Origin of the sequence: Veillonella sp. HPA0037 (assembly GCF_000411535.1) — a bacterium.
Classification (GTDB): domain Bacteria; phylum Bacillota; class Negativicutes; order Veillonellales; family Veillonellaceae; genus Veillonella; species Veillonella atypica.
In genome coordinates, this window is record NZ_KE150483.1 from 1526393 (window position 1) to 1546897 (window position 20505).

Consider the following 20505-nt stretch of genomic DNA (forward strand, 5'->3'; position numbering starts at 1 on the left):
GGTAAAACCCTTATATATTCATATATATAGTGTGTGTAAGCACTACTATATAAGTTTTATCTAGTATAATTAGATTTCATAAAATGAAGTATATCGAAGATTGCCGTATATGCATAGATAAGGGTGATTTTACCGATTTTGAAAGATGTAAGGAAAATCACAATAAAAACTTATGATAATGATTATCAAAAGTGAAAAGTATACTAAAATCGAGAGGTTTTAATATACATAAGCTATTTAAATTCCGTGTATTTTTAGTAGGAATTTAAAATTTTTGATAACAATAAATGACCTTATTGGGGTGGTATAGTCGGTAAAACATAGTATTTATTGGCCTCATATGGTTAGCTATAAAGTAAAAAATTCGGAACCGAACCAATATAAATGATATACATAAAAATAAATAGAATTTCCATTTAATATAATCGGAATGTTCAAGATTCATCTATAAAAATATGAAATGATACAGAGTATCAATTAAAATCATCGAAATTAATTATGCATAATAAGGTTTAGACATACGGGGCAATGCTCACTATAATTATAAGTAAAGCTATAAGAAAAATCGCACAAGTGTGAGGCTTTTCTTTAAGGAAAAATGATTAGGTTATCAAAAATTTTTATAAGGTTTTTGAATCTAGATAGTCTAAGAAATTTTCTTTTTATAGGTAGTTATGAGGAGGTCATTATGGAACAGTTTGATGTTCTAGTAGTAGGTAGCGGTGGCGCTGGTATGCGTGCGGCTCTTGAAGTTGGTCGTCGCAAAGGCTTAAATGTAGCACTTATTACTAAAATTTTCCCAACCCGTTCAGCAACAGCAATGGCGCAAGGCGGTGTCAATGCATGTTTGAACAACGTAGCAGCTGAAGATACAGTTGAAACACATACTTTTGATACAGTAAAAGGTTCTGACTATCTTGGTGACCAAGATGCGATCGAATTCTTCTGCTCTCGTTGTCCAGAAGGCGTACTTGAAATGGACCACATGGGTGCTCCATTCTCCCGTACTCAAGAAAACAAAATTGCGCAACGTAACTTCGGTGGTCAATCCTATCCACGTACTTGCTACTCTGCGGATAAAACTGGTCACGTTATTTTGCACACAACTTACGAACAATGCTTGAAAGAAGGCGTACACTTCTTACAAGAATGGTACCTTTTAGATCTTGTTAAATCTGCAGATGGTCATGTTGGTGGCGCTGTAGTTTGGAACATGAAAGAAGGTCGCGTAGAACAAATTAAAGCGAAAGCTATTATCTTGTCTACTGGTGGTGCAGGTCGTATTTTCTGGACTCGTACTACAAACCCATTCCTTTCCACAGGCGATGGTATGGCAGCAGCTTTCCGTGCTGGTAACGGCTTGAAAGATATGGAAATGATCCAATTCCATCCAACTGGTCTTGGTCGTACTGGTATCTTGATGTCTGAAGCGGTTCGTGGTGAAGGTGGTTACCTTCTTAACTCTGAAGGCGAACGTTTCATGAAAAAATATGCGCCTAACAAAATGGAATTGGCATCCCGTGACGTTGTAGCGAAAGCAATCGAAGATGAAATCGCTGCAGGTCGTGGTTTTGGTTCTGGTCTTAACGCATACGTAGTAGCTGACCTTCGTCACTTAGGACCTGAAGTTATCATCGAAAAACTTCATGGTATCCGTGACTTGGCTATGTGCTTCGAACATTGCGATCCATTGACTCAACCAGTACCTATTCGTCCTACATGTCACTATACAATGGGCGGTATCGACGTAGTGGACTACAAAACTTGTGCATGTGAATTGCCTGGTTTGTTCGCTTCTGGCGAAGCTTCTTGTATCTCCATCCATGGTGCTAACCGCTTAGGTGGTAACTCCTTGGCTGACGGCGTAGTATTCGGTAAAGTATCTGGTGCAGGTGCAGCTGACTATGCTGAAACACATGAACAACCAAATGTAGATGCAGAATTAGCTGCAGCTGCTAAACGCTGGGAAGAAAAATTCACTGAAGTAACAACTCGTGAAGGTGGTCGCCCAGTTGTAGAAATCCGCGATGCATTGGCTGATGCAATGTGGAACAAAGTAGGTATCTTCCGTAATGAAGAAGGTATTACTGAAGCATTAAAAGAAATCGATCAATTGATCGAAGATTACAAAACTTGTTATGTAGGTGACCCTGAACGTACTTACAACATGGCATTCGTAAACTATTGTGAAATCGGTTCTATGTTAACAGTAGCAAAAGCTATTGCAATGGGCGCTTTACACCGTCGTGAATCCCGTGGCGCTCATATTCGTGAAGACCATCCAAAACGTAATGATGAAAGATACTTAAAACATTCTTTGATCAAATTAGGCGCAGACGGTCAATACGAATTAACTGAACGCGACGTAGTGTTCACTAAATACGAACCACAAGAAAGGAAGTACTAAGATGAGACAAATCACCTATCATATTCACCGTTACCAACAAGGTCGCGCGTTTGTACAAACTTTCAAATTCGATTACGAACCTGACCGTACAATTCTTTGGGGCCTTCAAAAAATTAAAGATACTCAAGATCCAACATTAACATTCTTGGCAGCTTGCCGTTCCGCAGTTTGTGGCGCTTGCTCCATTCGCGTAAATGGCGAAGCAATGCTTGGTTGTGAATCTAAAATTGACGAATTAACAGAACGTTACGGTACAGATGAATTAACAATTGCACCTATCGGCAACTTCCGCGTAATCCGTGACTTAGTTGTTGACTGGGAATCTAAAGTTGATCGTTTGAAAACAGTTGCTCCTTGGATTTTCCTTAAAGCAGAATTTAACGAAGGCGACAAAATCGTTCGTCAAACTCCAGCTGATTTCAAAAAATTCGTTGCTGGTACAGAATGTATCCTTTGCGGTTGCTGCGCATCCGAATGTAACAAATTGACTGCACGTCAAGATGATTTCTTAGAACCATATGTATTCACAAAAGCTAACCGTTTCGTATTGGATAGCCGTGATGATGCACCTATGGCTCACATTCAACCTGCTTATGACAATGGTCTTTGGAAATGCGTTCACTGCATGAACTGTATCTCCCGTTGTCCTAAACACTTAAAACCTGCTCAAGATATTTCCAACATGCGTAAAGAAGCTACAAAAGCTGGCCTTACAAACAACAAAGGCGTTCGCCATGCAGTTGCTTTCAAAGAAGACCTTTACAAAACTGGTCGCTTGAAAGAAGTTTCTATGAGCTTGAAATCTGACGGTGTTGTAGATTCCGCTAAACAAGCATTCTATGCATTACGTTTGTGGAAACACAGCAAAATTAATCCTTTCGAACTTGTAGTACCTCAAAAACCAGTTAATGGTATTGATGGTGTTCGCAGACTTATGAAAGCAGCTGAGGAGGTAAGCAAATAATGAAATACGCATTTTTCCCAGGTTGCGTTCTTGAAAGCGCTGCCAAAGAAGATTACATGGCAACTGTTGCGGTAGCTAAAAAACTCGGCATCGAACTAGAAGAACTTGACGGTTGGACTTGCTGCGGTGCGTCCCACGTTCAAGATATCGCTCCAGAAATTACATTGGCTACTAACGCACGTAACATTGCATTGGCAGAAGAAAAAGGTTTAAACCTTTTAACTGTATGTAACACTTGTACTTTGATGCTTCGTGAAGCTAAAAACGAATTAGACAACAACGAAAAAGAAAAAGAAGAAGTGAACAAAAAATTAGCTCAAATCGGTAAACAATACCGCGGTACAACTGATATCACTCATTTCTTATGGGTATTGATCCGCGATTACGGTTTGGACAAATTGAAAGAAAAAGTTGTTAAACCTTTAACAGGTTTACGTGTAGCTGAATACTATGGCTGCCATATTCTTCGTCCTCAAACTGAAATGGGCTTCGAAGACTATCAAATGCCTACATCCTTAGCAGATTTAATCTCCGCTATCGGTGCTACACCAATCGACTTCTCCCGTAAACTTGATTGCTGCGGTTTCCATGCTGTATACCCTGCACATGATTCCGTAATGCAAATGACTGGCTCCATCAACAAAGATGCAGCTACAGAAGGCGCAGATTGCGTAGTAACTCCTTGCCCACTTTGCCAAATGCAACTTGATATGTTCCAAAAAGAAGCAAAAGAAGTTGTTGGCGGTGGCAAAGATATGCCAATCTTGCACATGTCCCAATTAGTAGGTCTTGCTCTTGGCATCACTCCTGAAGAAATGGGCATGCCTAAACGTCACTTAACTGATACTGCAGCAGTGACAAAATTTGTAGGTTAATTCGTTTTAATTTAGATTGCCTCAGTTGGCTTATAAAAACCTAAATTAAACCTATTATCATAATTACCGTAAAGACCCCCTGGCCTTGGCTAGGGGGTCTTTATTTGATACATATATGGTGTTTATTATATAATAAAAAGGTAAGCATTGATGACATAAGGAGGTCTCATGAACGAAGCCTTATTAGAATATATAGACCATAAATTGAATGACGAAGAATTGGGGCGCGTATTCCCAATCACCTTTCAAGGCGATGAGTATTTTGTAAAACGCGCCGTAGGTAATAATCGGTCATCCTGGATCAAACCATCGCCTCGCGCATCCTTTGACCATGAGTTTTATATGATGAACTTTGTACGTACGCAATTACCATTAGCTCCAGAAATTGTAGGCTTTCGAGAAAATTACTTTGTGACACCGAATTATGGCAAAAACTTGACCTATTATGGCCATTTGCCACAGGAACATCCAGAAGATGCATCCCTAGAGGATATGGCTGTTCATATTTTCTATGCCTTTGGTAAAGCGCTCGGCACACTTCACGATTACGGTATCGCTCATGGCCGTCCTGCGTTGCGTGATATCGTCTACAATCCAGATACGGATAGCGTGATGCTCCTCGATTGGGAAAACGCACGCCGTTGGCCAGAATTCACGCCTGCTGGATGGGATTTACTGATTTTTATTCATAGCTTCATCCGCGAAGGAGATTTACCAAATACCTACCTATATGCAGCTATGAATGGTTATAGCTCTGCACGCTGTGCACGGGATACTGTTCTTCATGTGAAAGAAGTGTTACACAAGCGTGACTATCTATTTAAATTCTGTCGCCTGTTGGAACCGTTCCATTTTGTAGACACAGAAGCAGCCGTAAAATCCTTTGATTTTATACAAGCACTAAAAACTGAATAACTGTGTATGACTAGTTGATTCTTGCAAAAACAGAATGCTAAGGATGCCCCGAATGGCCCTCCCGTATGGTGAGGGTCATTTTATTATGGTAAAATAGATTGTATACATGGTGATATTTTACCAGCATTAGTTAGCATTAAAAAATCATAAATCCGCTGTAGGGGAGTTGTGACGAGGTATAACAAGTGGAATATATTATTTCGTTTATGGAAACGTATGGCTATGCAGCCATGTTTATTGCGATGGTTCTAGAAAATGCGAATATACCGATTCCTAGTGAAATTGTACTTGGATTTGCAGGGTATTTAATTTCTCAAGGTATATTTGATTTGCATACGACAATGGTCGTAGGTACATTGGCTGGTATCGTTGGATCTATTTTGTCATATTGGATGGGGGAATATGGCGGTCGTCCGTTGTTATTGAAATACGGTAAATATGTATTCTTTAATGAGCATAAATTTGAACTCGCTGAAAAGATGTTTAATAAATATGGTGGAGTAGCTATATTCTTTGGCCGTCTTTTACCTGGTGTTCGTACATTTATCTCCTTCCCGGCTGGCATGGCGCGCTATCCATTGTGGCACTTTATCGTTTGGACTGTACTCGGTACTATTCCTTGGACGATTTTACTCGTATATTTAGGAAAAGTACTTGGGGAAAACTGGAAAGATCTTATTCAGTATAATCATGAATTTTTGCTAGTTGTGATTGTCATCTTTGCTATTGTGGCTGCAGTGCTCGGATTTAAATACTATAAGAATCGCCGTAAATCATAAGGAGGTCACAATGAAATTGTCTCGTTTGACGCCTGTGTTGTTTGTTGTTTGGCTGGTATTCTTTATGGTAGCTAATAATATACTACCTGTAACCGATCCAGTAGAATCGAATTATGCGTTAACTGCTAAGGAAATGGTGTTGTCTGGCAATTGGTTATCGCCACAGATTTATGGGACATATTGGTATGACAAGCCGATTATGATTTATTGGCTGATTGCATTAGCTTTTAAAATCTTTGGTATTGCTGATTGGGTAGTTCGTTTGCCAAGTGCTATATTTGGTGCTTTGTCAGTGGCTGCCATGTTTCAAACTTTACGGACCTTTAGTCGACGTTGGCTCGTTGGCCTAGTAGGTTCCTCTATCCTTGGTACATCTCTTATGTTCTGGGCTGTTGCTCATGGTGTTATAACCGACATGGTACTGTTATATACGACCTTGATGGTTATGATGTATGCGTACAAAGGCTTGAATGAAAATTCTAGTACGGCAATGGTCGTAGCTTACGTATTTTCCGGATTAGGCGTTTTGACAAAGGGGCCCGTAGCACTTGTTTTACCTGGCCTTATTTTACTCGTTTATGTTGCGCTTTGCCGTTCAAAACAAATGTTATTACGCCTCTTTGACTGGAAGGGGATTTTGGCCTTTCTTGTCGTCGCTATGCCGTGGTATGTTTATATGTATAGCGCCCATGGACAAGCCTTTTTGGATGGATTCTTAGGCCTTAACAATGTAACACGTGCGACTCAGTCTGAACACCCGGAAGATAATGTGTGGTGGTACTATATCGCTATTTTCCTCGGCGCTTCTTTACCATGGACGGGCGCTGTTATTTATGGTATGATAACGGGCTTTAAACAGCACCATAAGTGGTACGTGTATTGCATGTGTTGGGGCGTGGGTACTGTTCTATTCTATTCCTTGATGGCCACTAAGTATCCTCTATATACATTTATTAGTCTTGTACCTTTCAGTATTCTTGGTACATTAGGGGCTATGAAAGCTCTGCGTCCGGGTCGGCCTCGTTATGTCCCATGGATTGTAGTCGGTCCCACACTATTGTTATGGATCGCTTATGTAGGGGCGTCTTTCTTTGCTCCTTGGGGCTATTATGGATTGCTCTATGTTTTGGCAGGCGTATCCATATTAGGGCTGTTATGGTTCTGGTGGACTCGCCAACGTTATCGTTTGTTGAGCATTGTCGTGATCGGAACCATGCTCATTTCATCGATTGTAGTACTCGAGGGTTTGGTACCTCTTGTTAAACAACGTAGTTCTATCAATCTTATCCCTGTTGTAGATAAATATAATGGTGATGTATATTATTACAATGGATACAGCACATCTCTCGTATATTATACTGGACATGAGGTGGTTCGGATTAAGGGTGACAGTAGTCGTTGGGATGATAAGGATAAATTAAAACATCGTAGTGCTGAATGGGATAAGAAATACCTTATGGAACAAGTGACGGAGGACGAGTTTATCAAGCGTTTGGCTGAAGGTAAGCAAATCATGGTCATCGTTCCAAAAGGCGAAATTAACCATTTTAAACAGTCTAGTATTGCACCATATGTTGGTGAGTACAGCGAGGCTGGTAGCTCTGAGATTTATATTTTGAATAAACGACAAGCTTATATTGAAGAATAATATATTGTTAATCGTGTTTGTGAAAGTAGCATCAACCGCTCAATGCGGTTGGTGCTTTTTGTGTATATAATCAAAATATTTAATGTATATATTATGTCCTAATTACTATTTATATTTTTTAGAAATAAAACCTATTATAGTTATATGTATTATTGACATATTAAAAACATATTGGTATAGTAGGTTATATAATTTTTTAGGACGAGGTGTTTTGAAACCTTATTTCATCTAGGTTTTAGAAAAGTGCGGAAGTGGCATGTGTCAAAATCGCCCCCTTGTTGTGAGGTAGAAAGAGGGGAAGTTATGAAGAAGACATGGTATCTAATCATCGGAGTAGTTCTCTTGGTTATTGGCTGCATAGCCTATGGTTATCATGAACACCATAAACCAAAGACGGCTCAAGAATTAAAGACTGTACGCGTAGCCTATTTACCAATTACCCATGCATTGCCGGTATTCGCTACAAAAGAATTAGAAACAGCAGATGGTCCTGTTCATGTAGAGCTTGTTAAATATGGATCTTGGCCAGAGTTGATGGATGCATTAAATACAGGCAAGGTAGATGCTGCATCTGTACTCGTTGAGCTAGGTGTAAAGGCTCGTGAACAAGGCATTGATGTTCGTGCTGCTGCACTTGGTCATACAGAGGGTAATATTATCATCGTAAATAAGGATATTAACTCCGTTCAAGACTTAAAAGGCAAATCCTTTGCCATCCCTCATAAACAATCTACTCAAAAAATTCTCGTGGATTGCATGCTTGAACAAGCGGGTCTTTCTGAAAAAGATGTACAAATCGTAGAAATGAGCCCTCCAGAAATGCCTTCTGCTCTATCGGTAGGTCAAATTGCTGGGTATAGTGTAGCCGAACCATTTGGCTCTCTAGCCCTTGAAATGGGAACTGGGAAGGTATTCGAAGATCCTGACCATCTCTGGCATGATAATATTTGCTGTGCTCTTGTGTTTAATGGTCAATTCGTCGATGAACATCATGACTTGGCAAAAGCTTTCACAAAAGCCTATCTCGATGCAGGTACATATTTAGACGAGCATCCACAGGCACAAGAGGAGATTTCCTCAAAGTACATGAAGTTTAATGACTCAGTTATTGAACGTTCCCTCAAAGTGATTGGGTTTAAAGATTTAGCCCTTACAGAGGACCGTTATAATGCACTTGTGCATCACATGACACATATTGATTTAATCAAAAAAGTGCCGACCTATTCAGAGTTTGTAGATCAATCATTGTTACCATAGGAGGGGGACCATGAAGAAATATACATATGTGCCAGGTTCATTTATCGCAGCTTGGCTAATTTGGGAGTTAATCGTTTGCCTCGGCGGTTTTAATGAAGCGCTATTGCCAACGCCATATAAGGTATTACTCGGATTTGGAGAACTTATAGGCGACGGTGTTCTTTTTAAAGATATTGCAGATAGTTTAGTGCGTTTCTTTATCGGTTATATTATTTCCGTTGTAGCCGGCGTATTCTTCGGCCTTATCTTGGGGTGGTATAAGGGGATTTGGAACTACATCAATCCAATCGTTCAAGTCATTCGACCAATTTCTCCTGTGGCGTGGTTGCCGTTTATCGTTCTCTTTTTCGGTATCGGTCAAGCACCAGCTATCGTTATCATCTTTATCGCAGCATTCTTCCCTGTGCTATTGTCCACCGTGTCTGCTATTCAAAATATTGACCCTGTGTACATCAAGGTAGCGCGCAACTTTGGTATTAAACAGCCAGAACTGTTATTTAAAATCGTGTTGCCTGCCGTATTCCCTGGTATTGCATCGGGTCTTCACATCGCGCTTGGTACGGCGTGGATCTTCCTTGTAACAGGGGAAATGGTAGGCTCCCAAACAGGCCTTGGCTTCCTCATTATCGATATGAGAAATAACTTGCGTAACGATCTCTTGATGGTAGCCATTTTGACCATCGGTTTCGTTGGGCTTTTACTCGATTGGGGCGTGTCCCTCATCGAAAAATGGATTTACAAACGTTGGGGTATTGAGAAATAGGAGGTGGCCTCATGGGTTACATTTCGGTGCGCAATGCACACAAGGAATTTATGAAAGATGGGGAACCACTCACCATTCTTGAAGATATTAATCTAGATATTGAAAAGGGCGAGTTTATTTGCCTCTTAGGCCCTTCTGGTTCCGGTAAAAGTACGCTATTAAATGCTATGGCAGGCTTTGAGCTCGTTACATCTGGTTCCATTACTATCGACGGTGAAGAGGTAAAAGCGCCTCAACTCAGATATGTAACAGTATTTCAAAACTATGGCTTGTTGCCGTGGCGTACGGTGGAAAGCAATATTGAGCTTGGTCTCGAAAGTAAAAAGGTGCCTAAAGAAGAGCGTCCTGCTATCATCGACAAATACGTTAAAATGGTAGGCCTCGATCACGCTCGCAATCGCTATCCAGCAGAGTTATCTGGGGGCATGCAACAACGTGTATCTATTGCCCGTGCACTAGCGGTGGATCCAGATATCATTTTCATGGATGAACCACTAGGCGCCCTTGATGCGTTGACACGTATTAACTTGCAAGACGAAATCTCTCGCATCTGCCGTGAAGAAGGCAAAACTGTTGTATTTGTTACCCACGATATTGAAGAAGCCGTAGTCCTAGCAGACCGCGTTGTGGTACTAGCGGCAAACCCGGGACGTGTACAAACTGTCATCCCTGTAAATATCATCGATAGAACCGACCGCACATCGGCATCCTTTGTTAATATTCGAAACCACATCTTTGAACAATTCCAATTGGCAAAAGAAGACAAAATCGAGTTCTATATTTAGTTGTATATACTTGGGTATTTTGTAATGGACAAAATTTTAAAATAAGGTATACTATAAGTAGCTAAAGATTGTAAGTGCTCCACTGAGTGCACAAAAGAAACCACCTAGGGACTACGACATACCTAGGTGGTTTTTTTATTTATCTGATAACGTTGATAAAACGAGGCTCATCACCAGTTAAAATACCAATCGAGCCATTTGCAAATGAGATAGCTAATCACACTTGTTAGAATTGGTATTAGAAAGATTGTAAATACTTTATCCACTGGTACACCTCCTTTCTGTACCTGTTTCCCCAGAACGGAGTGGTGACATCTTGATTGTAGTACATATAACTATATATTTCTTATGCAATTCGTGTAATTATCATGTATAGTAGATATATATCGGTAATAACATATAAATTTTAAATTGGAGGCTCTATGTCTTTATTTGAGTTAGAGAATACCTTGTCTTTTGATGAATATATAGCAACCTTTGATACGGAGCGTGTGGCGAAGGTACACGATTTTGTAGCCTGGCTCGCTCAGTATCAAGGTGGTCTCGTCCATAATCCTTGGGGTGAGGTAAATCCTGATTTAGAGATTGTTACAGATGGTTTTGATGCGGCTCAAGTGCGTCGAGATAATTTAGTAGCTTATTTATTACCGCGCTTAGGTCGAGCTAAGGTATTTGTAGTGGCTGAGGCGGTAGGATATCAAGGCGGACGTTTTAGTGGCATTGCTATTACTTGTGAAAGAATGCTATTAGATAAGCACAAAACCATTCGTGCGAAGGATGTAACGCCGATTCGGTTGGAACGCACTAGTTCGCCTACTAGCTCTTTATTAAAAGGAACACAGCAGAAGGACGGTTTTAACGAACCTACTGACACTGTGGTGTGGAGTGCTATCGTTGAAAAGGGGATAGATCCATATGATACGTTGTTGTGGAATATATTCCCCTTCCATCCTCATAAGGATGATAATCCATTGACTAACCGTACACCTACGGATAGAGAACAACAACTAGGTTGGGAGTATACAAAACGCTTGTTAGATTTACATATAGAATTAGGCGGCGTAGAACCTCTTGTGCTCGCCGTAGGCCAAAAATCTGCAGATACAATGGGAAAATTTGGATTGTCTGCTATTGGGTTGCGCCACCCTGCAAACGGCGGTGCTAATCTATATCGTCAGGGCTTTGCGGAGGCTATAGATACATACTTAAAATAGTAAACATTTGAGAGTTTTTGGAGAGATACTTATGAAACGTTATTGTGATGCTTGCCGTCATTATTGCGATGAGGCGGCTATGTTTTGTCCTACATGTGGGCAGTATACGGTGGCTACAGAGGTGGAACGCATTGCACCTGAAGGTGATGTAATTTATCCTTTATCCCATTATCAGCTTAGCTATAAGGATACATATCTCTATGTGATGAATAAGTTCATGGATACGGATGGTCGCGCTTCGCGGAGGGAATTCTTACAATTTCTATTGCTGTGGCATGTATGTATGGTTGGTTTGCTCGCTTTTTTCTATGCTATAACCGCTATATTTCAAACGGGACCGTATTTAATCGGTTTAGGTGGGTTCTTAACGGCTATACTATGTTTAGTATCCTTGCTTCCATTAGGGTCGTTATGTGTGCGCCGACTTCATGATACGGGACGAGGCAGTATGAGCTTGTTGCTGTTCCTCCTCCCCTTTGTAGGACCTTTGATTTTGTTCGCCTTGTTATGTCAAAAGGGGCAGCCACAGGACAATCAATATGGTAGTGCATTGCAGCATATCGTCATAGATAAACGGCTAGCTTCAATTATGAAAGTATCCCCTACGAGCAGTTCGTTAACAACGAGAGTTTTAATTGTTGTGCTTGTAAGTATAGTATGTATATTTGGATTTTCTTTACGAACTATGGGACCGGAAAATGAAGTATTCCCTTCAGGGTGGTTTACAAATGCCATTGTTGGTGAAGGCAGTGAAGAGGCCGCTCGTGCATCGGCACAAGGCTATTTTGATGCGGTAAATAATAAGAATTATGATAAGGCTTTCACGTATGTGATGAATCAAGTTAAGACAAATCCGGTAGAAAAACAAAAATGGCTCATATCTATGCAACAAGGTATAAAGGTAGATATAGCTTCTTTGGGAGTGGCACGGCTAAGTCGTGTGGGTAGCCTAAAGCGTATTGTGTTTGAAGCAGATTTACAAACTACAAAGGTTGGCGAAGACATGGTAGAGGCTAAACCGATGAAGCGATATATTTCTCTTATTGAAGAAAATGGTGCTTGGCATATTGAAGGCTTTTACAAACATTTGCCTGATGATGATAACTAAATATGATGTATAAACACGGTTAGATTTTGTGCGGTTATCAGCTCAAATTCGTACAGGATTAATGGAATAGCGTTAACGTAAGGGTCCTCTTTTGTTAACGCTATTTTTATGTTACAATAATAGTAACGTATGAAAGCGAGGCTTTCATCAAAACGATCGGATTATAATGAACATTAAACGGTAACGAAGAGAACGTAACGTCGCGGCTGACGCGTTTAATGGTACACTATACTCATTTGCACGAGGCGAATGGACAATAGGACTTGAACGGTAACAATTGAGTTGCGCTATTTTTGCGCCCATTTGAAAGACGCTGCTGGATAGCGCCTTTTTCGTTTGTCCGTTCCTCTGTAAAGATCAAATTTTAATGATAGGTGAAAATATATGTTAAACAAATTAATGAACAAAATTTTAGGAGGAACTGTGAATACAACAGATAATCAACATACTGCACAAGTGACTGCAGTAGAGACGGCTCCGTCTGCTCAAGGTGAGCAAAAAACAACGCGCCGTCGCACCAATACACGTCGACCTGCGGGAGAACACCGCAATACAGAAGGTCGTCGCACTGGTGAACGCCGTCATACAGGCGAAGCTAGTCAAAATGGCGAAGGCCGCCAACGACGTGCGACACATACAAGAACGAACACACGTCGTCAACGCTCAACGGCTGAGCAAGGCGAACAACAAGGTACAGAACGTAAACCTCGCCAACCTCGTCAAAGTCGTACAACTCGAAGCGGTGAAAATACACATCGTACTGAGCGAAATGGCGAGAATACTCGTAATACAAGAAATACACGTAATACGCGTACACGCAATGCGAATGATAATAATCGCAATGAAAATACTAACAACCGTCGTACGCGCACTAACAACCGTCCGATGGCTCGCAACCACGAGGTTCAATCCGATTTAATTGGCCGTCAACCAGAGGGCTCCAACAAGGGTAAATTCCAAATTATCCCTCTTGGTGGCCTTGGTGAAATCGGTAAAAATATGACCATCTTCCAATACGAGGATGAAATCATCGTTCTTGACGCAGGTCTTGCGTTCCCTAGTGAAGATATGCTTGGCGTAGATATCGTTATTCCTGATATGAGCTATATCATTGAGAATAAGGACCGCGTGAAAGCAGTCGTTATTACCCATGGTCACGAGGACCATATCGGTTCCTTAGCGTACCTTATGAAGGAAATTAACTGCCCTGTATATGCTACAAATCTCGTTTGTGGCTTGATTGAAGGTAAGTTTAAAGAGCATAAAGTATCTCCAAAATGCCTTCGCACGATTGCAGCAGGCGATGAAGTGCAAATCGGTCAAGTAAAGGTTGGTTTTATCCAAACTAATCATTCCATTCCTGACTCCGTTGCGGTGTACTTCGATACACCTATCGGTACTGTACTCCATACAGGGGACTTTAAAATCGACCAAACACCAGTTGATGGCAAATTGATGGATATTCATAAATTCGCAGAACTTGGCAACAAGGGCGTACTAGCATTGATGTCCGATTCTACAAATGTAGAAAAACCTGGTTTTACTGGTTCTGAAAGCTCCGTTGGACCTGCTATTAAACAAGCTGTAGGTGCTGCAAAAGGCCGCGTTGTATTGGCTACATTCGCATCTAACGTATCTCGTATCCAACAAGCAATCGATGCGGCGGTTATGTTCAACCGTAAGGTTGTCGTTATGGGTCGCAGCATGGTAAATGTTACAGAAATCGCACAAGAACGCGGTTATTTGAATATCCCACCAAATACGATTATCGATGTAGATGTAATGCACAACTATACAGATGACCAAATCATGATTTTAACAACTGGCTCTCAAGGTGAACCGATGGCGGGCTTATCCCGTATGGCTACAAGCAACCACCGCACTGTAGAATTGGCACCAAATGATACTGTTATTATTTCTGCTACACCAATCCCAGGTAACGAAGGTGCTGTTGGTAGAACTATCGATAACTTACTTCGTCTAGGTTGCCATGTTGTATATGGCAAAGATCGTGGCATCCACGTATCTGGTCATGCGAGCCAAGAAGAGCTTAAAACAATGCTCAACCTTGTGCGTCCAGAATACTTCATCCCGGTTCATGGTGAGTACCGTATGTTACGTCGTCATGGTGAACTTGGTGTGGCTATGGGCGTAGACCCTAAGAAGGTCCTCATCGGCGATAATGGTCAAATCTTTGAATTTGATAAAGACGGTGGCCGTAAAGGTGGCCGTGTACAAGCGGGTGCTATCTTCGTTGATGGCCTTGGTGTTGGCGATGTTGGTAATATCGTTATTCGCGATCGTCAACAATTGGCACAAGAAGGTATGGTTATCGTTGTTATGGCCATGGATACTGCTTCCGGTACCATCATTGCAGGCCCAGATCTCGTATCTCGTGGCTTCGTATATGTACGTGATGCAGAAGAACTTATGCTTGAAGCAGAACGTCGCGTTCATCAAGTATTAGATGATTGTGAAGCACAACGTATCAAGGACTGGACTACAATTAAACAAAACGTTCGCGATGCATTGGGTAAATTCTTCTATGACAAAACGCGTCGTAGACCTATGATTTTACCAATCATCCAAGACGTACACTAAATAACATATCCCTCTCAAGCAGAATGCCACAATTACGTGGCGAACAGTCTTGAGAGGGATATCTTTATTATTTTGAGACACCATAAGTAGCGTAGTTGCTGTAGTTATCTACTATATAGGGTATTTGAAGTTACTTTATTAAACTGCTATAATTAAAAGATAACTAGTATCCTTTTAGTGTTGAATGGAGTATTATGAAACAAACAAATACAAGAGCTATGGTGGAAACGGCGTTTTTAGCGGCCATCGTAGTTGTATTAACCGTTATAGGCGCTAGTCTTCCTGTTTTATCTCTGTTAGCTACTATCGTAGCTCCTGCGGCGATTGCTACAGTAGGGATCAGGTGGGGCGTTCGTTATAGCTGCTCTGCGGCTATAGTAGCCTTTGTCATTGTTTCCATTTTATTGGGACCATTGACAGCTGTAGGAACAATCTTGATGTATGCAGTACCAAGCATTTTTATTGGACTCGGTTTTCGTAAACGTTGGTCCCCTTTAAAATTAATCTTGGTGCCTACGCTAGCATTAGCGGTGACTACTATTATTACGCTCTTAGCATCAATGTCTATTATGTCTGTTGATTTACAGACATCTATTCAAAATATTGGTGATGAAGTACAAAATGCATTTATAGACACCGTGAAACAACAATCGCTGCCACCAGAACAGACAGAGCTTTATATACAACAAATACAAGCGAGCTTAGTACAGATTAAAAGGATGCTTATCACTTATGCGTTTTGTGCGTTTGCTGTTACGTCTTATATCTTGGCACGGTTTACAGCATACATTGCAAAACGTACTAATAATCCTGTACAACCATTGCCTGCTATTTCAACCTGGCAAATACCTGTTTGGACGGCTGGTGTATTGGCTGTAGGTCTTATTATTATTTATGGCTCATCCTTTGTTGGTATCAATAATGAGCTGCTTACAACTGTTGGTATGAACATTGCTTTATTTGGCGCCTTTGCTTGTGGCCTTAACGGTATCGCTTCTTTGCTTGGCGTTTTAGAAGGTTATGGTGTATCAAGGGTATTAAAATTTGTTATTATAGCTCTTTTATATGTCATGATGCCAATATCTCTAGTAACGTTTGGTGTTATGGATATGTTTTTAGATTTACGATCTCGTTTCAATCAACGAGGTTATTAATAGAAAGGAGGTTACTATGAAATCCTTTCAACGAAGATGGGAAGCAATGGAATGGACCATTATTGGTGTCATCGTTCTATTAATCTTAATCATCGCTTATTTAAATTGGTTATTAGCCATATTGTCAGTCATCGTGGTGGTTGCTGTATACTTGATTAATTACAATACCATCCACAATCGTCGTCGCTTAGCACGCGAACAATTTGGTGCTATGATGAAGAATGTGACGCAGGCGGCTAACTTTGCCTTACAAAACTTACCGACCGCTATTGTACTTGTCAATAAACAAGGTACATTGGTTTGGAATAATAGCGTGTTTGCCGATTGGGTTCCAGTGGACTGGAATAAATTACAAAAAATGTCCGCGTTGATCCCTGGATTTAGAATTGATAAGATTTGGGGCAAATCGGGGTTCTTGAAAGAGCAATACGGGGATCGCTATTTCCAAGTGGTATACAAGTTCATCGACCCTCGCGATACAAGACCTGATGCAGATCCTAATGATGAATTAACGGAACATGCTGTTATGGCCTTATATTTCAAGGATATTACAGAAATTGAGAAGGAACGTATTAAGGCGCAAGAAGAACAGCCTGTATGGGGCATGATTCAAATCGATAATATCGAAGAATTGACGAAGGGGCTCAGCGATAGAGAATATACAAATCTATGGGCGGAAATCAATAATATCGTCGTTGATGAAATCGATAAACACGAAGGTTTCATTCGAAATTTCCAAGATGATATGTACACATTTGCCATTTCTCGGGGCGCTTTGCAAGACATGGAAAACGATGGTTTTCGTGTGCTTGAACGTATTCGTAAATTACCGTCTCCTCGTCAAGTACCTGCTACGATTAGTATTGGGATTGGTGAAAATACTGGTTCTGTTAAGGATGTATCTGAACGTGCTAGAGCAGCTCTTGATATTGCATTAGGACGCGGTGGCGATCAGGTTTGTATTATGGATGGTGAAAGCACCCGCTTCTTCGGAGGCAATACAGCAGGTGTTGAAAAAAATACGCGCGTTCGTGCTCGTGTGGTTAGTCAAGCCATTCATGAATTGATGAATGATTCTGACAAAATCCTTGTTATGGGTCATCAACGTGAGGACTATGATGCATTAGGCGGTGCTATTGGCGTCGTATCAATTGCACGTACTCTTGGTAAAGAGGTGCGATTAGTACTTTCAAAAGAAACAAATGCTATCGATAAAATGGTACATGTTCTTGTGGAAGACGAATTTTGGAAGACTCATATTTTAACGCCTGCAGAAGCTAAATTATGGGTTGATGCGAATACATTGGCTATCGTTTGTGATACGCATAGAACCCCAATGGTAGCAGCTCCAGAGGCTCTCGAGGTATCTGAACGACGCATTGTTATCGATCATCATCGTCGAGCTGCAGATTTTGTCGAAAATCCATTGCTTACGTATTTAGAACCTGCTGCCTCATCTACAAGCGAGCTAGTTACAGAGCTAGTTCAATATGCAGGCGTTCCTGTGAAGCTTTCAAAAGCGGAAGCCACAGGTATCTATGCAGGTATCGTATTAGATACGAAGAATTTTTATCAGCAAACTGGAGCACGTACTTTTGAAGCGGCAGCATTCTTGCGCCGTGCAGGGGCGGATATTGAACGGGTTAAACAATTATTTATTGAAACCTTCGATTCTATCCAATTGCGTGCTAAAATGGTATTTGAAGCCAGTCGTACCGAAGGAATCGCTATTTCTGTAGCACCTGAAGGTTTGAAGGATATGATGGCATTGGCTGCACAAAGTGCGGATATGCTCATCAGTAATGAAGATATTGAAGCGGCCTTTGTGCTTTACCCATTGAACGACGGCGGTATCGGCGTTAGTGCTCGATCCAAAGGCAAGGTAAATGTACAGGTTGTAATGGAATCCTTGGGTGGTGGCGGTCACAGAACAGTGGCTGGTGCCCAACTACAAGGTATGACGATAGAGGAAGCGAAGGCAGCTATTCTAGATAAAGCACTAGAAGCCCTTCATTCCGCTGAAAAAGAGGAGGAATAACAATGAAAGTAGTATTGTTAGAAGATGTAAAAAAAGTTGGTAAAAAAGGCGAAATCGTTGAAGTAAGTGACGCATATGGTCGTAATGTATTGATTAAAAAAGGCCTTGGTCTTGAAGGTACAGCTACGAATGTAAACAATGCTCGTCAAAAACAAGAATCCATTGCACATAACAAAGCGGTAGCAAATGATGAAGCTAAAATCTTAGCAGCTCAATTGACTAAGGTTGAAGTTACTGTTAAGGTTCGCATGGGTGAAGAAGGCCGCGTATTCGGTTCTGTGACTGCTAAAGATATTTCCGATGCAGCGAAAGCTCAATACAAGGTAGATATCGACAAAAAGAAAATCGAAATTAAAGAACCGTTGAAAACATTAGGTGTTCATGATGTAGTGGTTCGTGTACATCCAGAAATTACGAGCACTATCAAGGTTAACGTAGTCGCTGAATAATCTTCGAATCACCATGCTCACAGAGTGTGGTGATTCTTTTTGTGCATAGAAGAGGCGTGACGCACGCTTTCATAGGGAAGATACTCATATTCTAGTTAAGGGGAGAAGGACATGGACGTACGCATACCACCGCATAATGAGGACGCGGAAAAGGCCGTATTAGGGGCGTTGCTAACCGATGGCTCATCATCTGGCGAAGCCGTTGATTTGGTAACAAGTATCGTAGATCGTGATGATTTTTATCGTGATACACATCGGATCATTTATGATGCTATTTTAAATCTTGTAAAAAGCAACAAGACCGTAGATTTCATTACGTTAAGTGAAGAACTAGAACGACGTAAAAAATTGGATACCGTAGGTGGCATTGCTTATATTACATCTCTTGCGAATGAAGCGACAGGCTATAATATTGAAGAGCATGCGCGCATTATTGTAGAAAAGGCACAAATGCGCCGTCTCATAGATGCAGGTAATAAGATTGTCGGTATGACTTATGCTGGTGAGGATGAGCCATCCGTCATTATGAATAAGGCGGAACAACTCGTTCTTGATGTAGGCGGACAAACACAATCAGAATCGACATTTTCTCCCATTGGTGATGTAGTTCTTACGAATATTGATAGACTTAGTAAACTACAACAACATAAGGGTTCTATTACAGGCGTACCAACTGGATTTAGAGATTTGGATTTCAAGTTAAATGGGTTACAACGGTCGGACCTTATTCTCGTAGCGGCTCGTCCTGCTATGGGCAAGACTGCTTTCACCTTGAATATTGCTCAAAATGTAGCGATGGGGATTAAGCGGACCGTAGCATTCTTCTCTCTAGAAATGTCCAAGGAACAGTTGGTAGGACGTATTTTGTCCTCCGTGGCCGGTATTGAATCAGACAAGTTGCGCAAGGCTGACATGGACCCTAATGATTGGGGGAAGGTGATGGCTGCGGCGGATGAGATGAGTCAAGCCAGCCTGTTTATCGATGATACGGCAGCCCTTACGGTGCAGGATATGCGCGCTAAGTTACGCCGCCTCAAGGTAGAACATGGTCTTGATCTTGTTATCGTCGATTATATTCAGCTTATGCAAGGCCGTAGCTCCGGTAAGGGCAGTGAAAATCGACAACAAGAGGTATCTGAAATCTCTCGTAACCTAAAACTGATTGCTCGTGAATTTAATGTGCCTGTTATTGCCTTGTCTCAGTTGTCTCGTAGTGTTGAAAGTCGCCCAGACAAGCGGCCAGTATTATCTGACCTTCGTGAATCTGGTTCCCTTGAACAAGATGCGGATATCGTTATCTTCTTGTATCGCGATAAATATTACGATGAAAACTCTGAAATGGGTGATAAGGCAGAGGTTCTTATCCGTAAACACCGTAATGGTGCAGTGGGGAGTGTAAAACTTCTATTTATTGGCGAGTTAACACGATTCTTAGATACGGTAGACGAAGATCGGGTTGGCCCTGAACAATAAATGTAATCTGTCGTCGGGGTACATACTTAGAATCAAAAAAATTCAAAGCACAAAGGTATCTATTATTAGAAATAT

At 41.1% G+C, this 20505-nt stretch carries 16 protein-coding genes; all 16 read left to right on the forward strand.

The window, feature by feature from the left end; genetic code table 11:
- Positions 1-688: 688 nt before the first annotated feature.
- The 16 genes from HMPREF1477_RS06935 (at position 689) to dnaB (ending at position 20430) form a co-directional block, all read left to right on the forward strand.
- Positions 689-2407: an FAD-binding protein gene (locus HMPREF1477_RS06935; RefSeq protein ID WP_016476353.1), complete on the forward strand. Its 1719-nt coding sequence runs from the start codon at positions 689-691 to the stop codon at positions 2405-2407.
- Position 2408: 1 nt separating this feature from the next.
- Entirely contained in the window at positions 2409-3371 is a 963-nt protein-coding gene (locus HMPREF1477_RS06940; RefSeq protein ID WP_005381216.1) for a succinate dehydrogenase/fumarate reductase iron-sulfur subunit, read from the forward strand.
- The gene (locus HMPREF1477_RS06945) at positions 3371-4246 is read left to right on the forward strand and encodes a CoB--CoM heterodisulfide reductase iron-sulfur subunit B family protein (protein ID WP_005378080.1); all 876 of its coding nucleotides are present in this window, start codon (positions 3371-3373) and stop codon (positions 4244-4246) included. The genes HMPREF1477_RS06940 and HMPREF1477_RS06945 overlap by 1 nt, the downstream gene beginning before the upstream one ends.
- Before the next feature lie 168 nt (positions 4247-4414).
- Positions 4415-5161 carry a hypothetical protein gene (locus tag HMPREF1477_RS06950; protein ID WP_009660618.1) on the forward strand — a complete coding sequence of 249 codons (747 nt, stop codon included), beginning with the start codon at positions 4415-4417 and terminating at the stop codon, positions 5159-5161.
- Positions 5162-5346: 185 nt separating this feature from the next.
- On the forward strand, positions 5347-5940 hold the full coding sequence (locus tag HMPREF1477_RS06955) for a DedA family protein (protein ID WP_005378047.1): 594 nt from the start codon (positions 5347-5349) through the stop codon (positions 5938-5940).
- Between the two features lie 10 nt (positions 5941-5950).
- The gene (locus HMPREF1477_RS06960) at positions 5951-7588 is read left to right on the forward strand and encodes a glycosyltransferase family 39 protein (RefSeq protein WP_009660632.1); all 1638 of its coding nucleotides are present in this window, start codon (positions 5951-5953) and stop codon (positions 7586-7588) included.
- Positions 7589-7891: 303 nt separating this feature from the next.
- On the forward strand, positions 7892-8845 hold the full coding sequence (locus HMPREF1477_RS06965) for an ABC transporter substrate-binding protein (protein WP_009660689.1): 954 nt from the start codon (positions 7892-7894) through the stop codon (positions 8843-8845).
- Between the two features lie 10 nt (positions 8846-8855).
- Positions 8856-9608 carry an ABC transporter permease gene (locus HMPREF1477_RS06970; protein ID WP_016476354.1) on the forward strand — a complete coding sequence of 251 codons (753 nt, stop codon included), beginning with the start codon at positions 8856-8858 and terminating at the stop codon, positions 9606-9608.
- 11 nt (positions 9609-9619) lie between these two features.
- On the forward strand, positions 9620-10393 hold the full coding sequence (locus HMPREF1477_RS06975; protein WP_009660599.1) for an ABC transporter ATP-binding protein: 774 nt from the start codon (positions 9620-9622) through the stop codon (positions 10391-10393).
- A 422-nt stretch (positions 10394-10815) separates the two neighbouring features.
- Positions 10816-11607 carry a uracil-DNA glycosylase gene (locus tag HMPREF1477_RS06980; RefSeq protein ID WP_016476355.1) on the forward strand — a complete coding sequence of 264 codons (792 nt, stop codon included), beginning with the start codon at positions 10816-10818 and terminating at the stop codon, positions 11605-11607.
- Between the two features lie 31 nt (positions 11608-11638).
- Positions 11639-12715 (forward strand): DUF805 domain-containing protein, encoded by a 1077-nt coding sequence (locus HMPREF1477_RS06985; RefSeq protein ID WP_016476356.1) that lies wholly within the window; start codon positions 11639-11641, stop codon positions 12713-12715.
- A 423-nt stretch (positions 12716-13138) separates the two neighbouring features.
- Positions 13139-15316, forward strand: coding sequence for a ribonuclease J (locus tag HMPREF1477_RS06990; RefSeq protein WP_016476357.1), 2178 nt, complete (start codon positions 13139-13141; stop codon positions 15314-15316).
- 194 nt (positions 15317-15510) lie between these two features.
- On the forward strand, positions 15511-16470 hold the full coding sequence (locus HMPREF1477_RS06995; RefSeq protein ID WP_016476358.1) for a DUF2232 domain-containing protein: 960 nt from the start codon (positions 15511-15513) through the stop codon (positions 16468-16470).
- 16 nt (positions 16471-16486) lie between these two features.
- On the forward strand, positions 16487-18508 hold the full coding sequence (locus HMPREF1477_RS07000) for a DHH family phosphoesterase (protein WP_016476359.1): 2022 nt from the start codon (positions 16487-16489) through the stop codon (positions 18506-18508).
- Between the two features lie 2 nt (positions 18509-18510).
- Positions 18511-18957 (forward strand): 50S ribosomal protein L9, encoded by a 447-nt coding sequence (gene rplI / locus HMPREF1477_RS07005; protein WP_016476360.1) that lies wholly within the window; start codon positions 18511-18513, stop codon positions 18955-18957.
- 111 nt (positions 18958-19068) lie between these two features.
- Positions 19069-20430: a replicative DNA helicase gene (dnaB, locus tag HMPREF1477_RS07010; protein WP_016476361.1), complete on the forward strand. Its 1362-nt coding sequence runs from the start codon at positions 19069-19071 to the stop codon at positions 20428-20430.
- Positions 20431-20505: the final 75 nt, after the last annotated feature.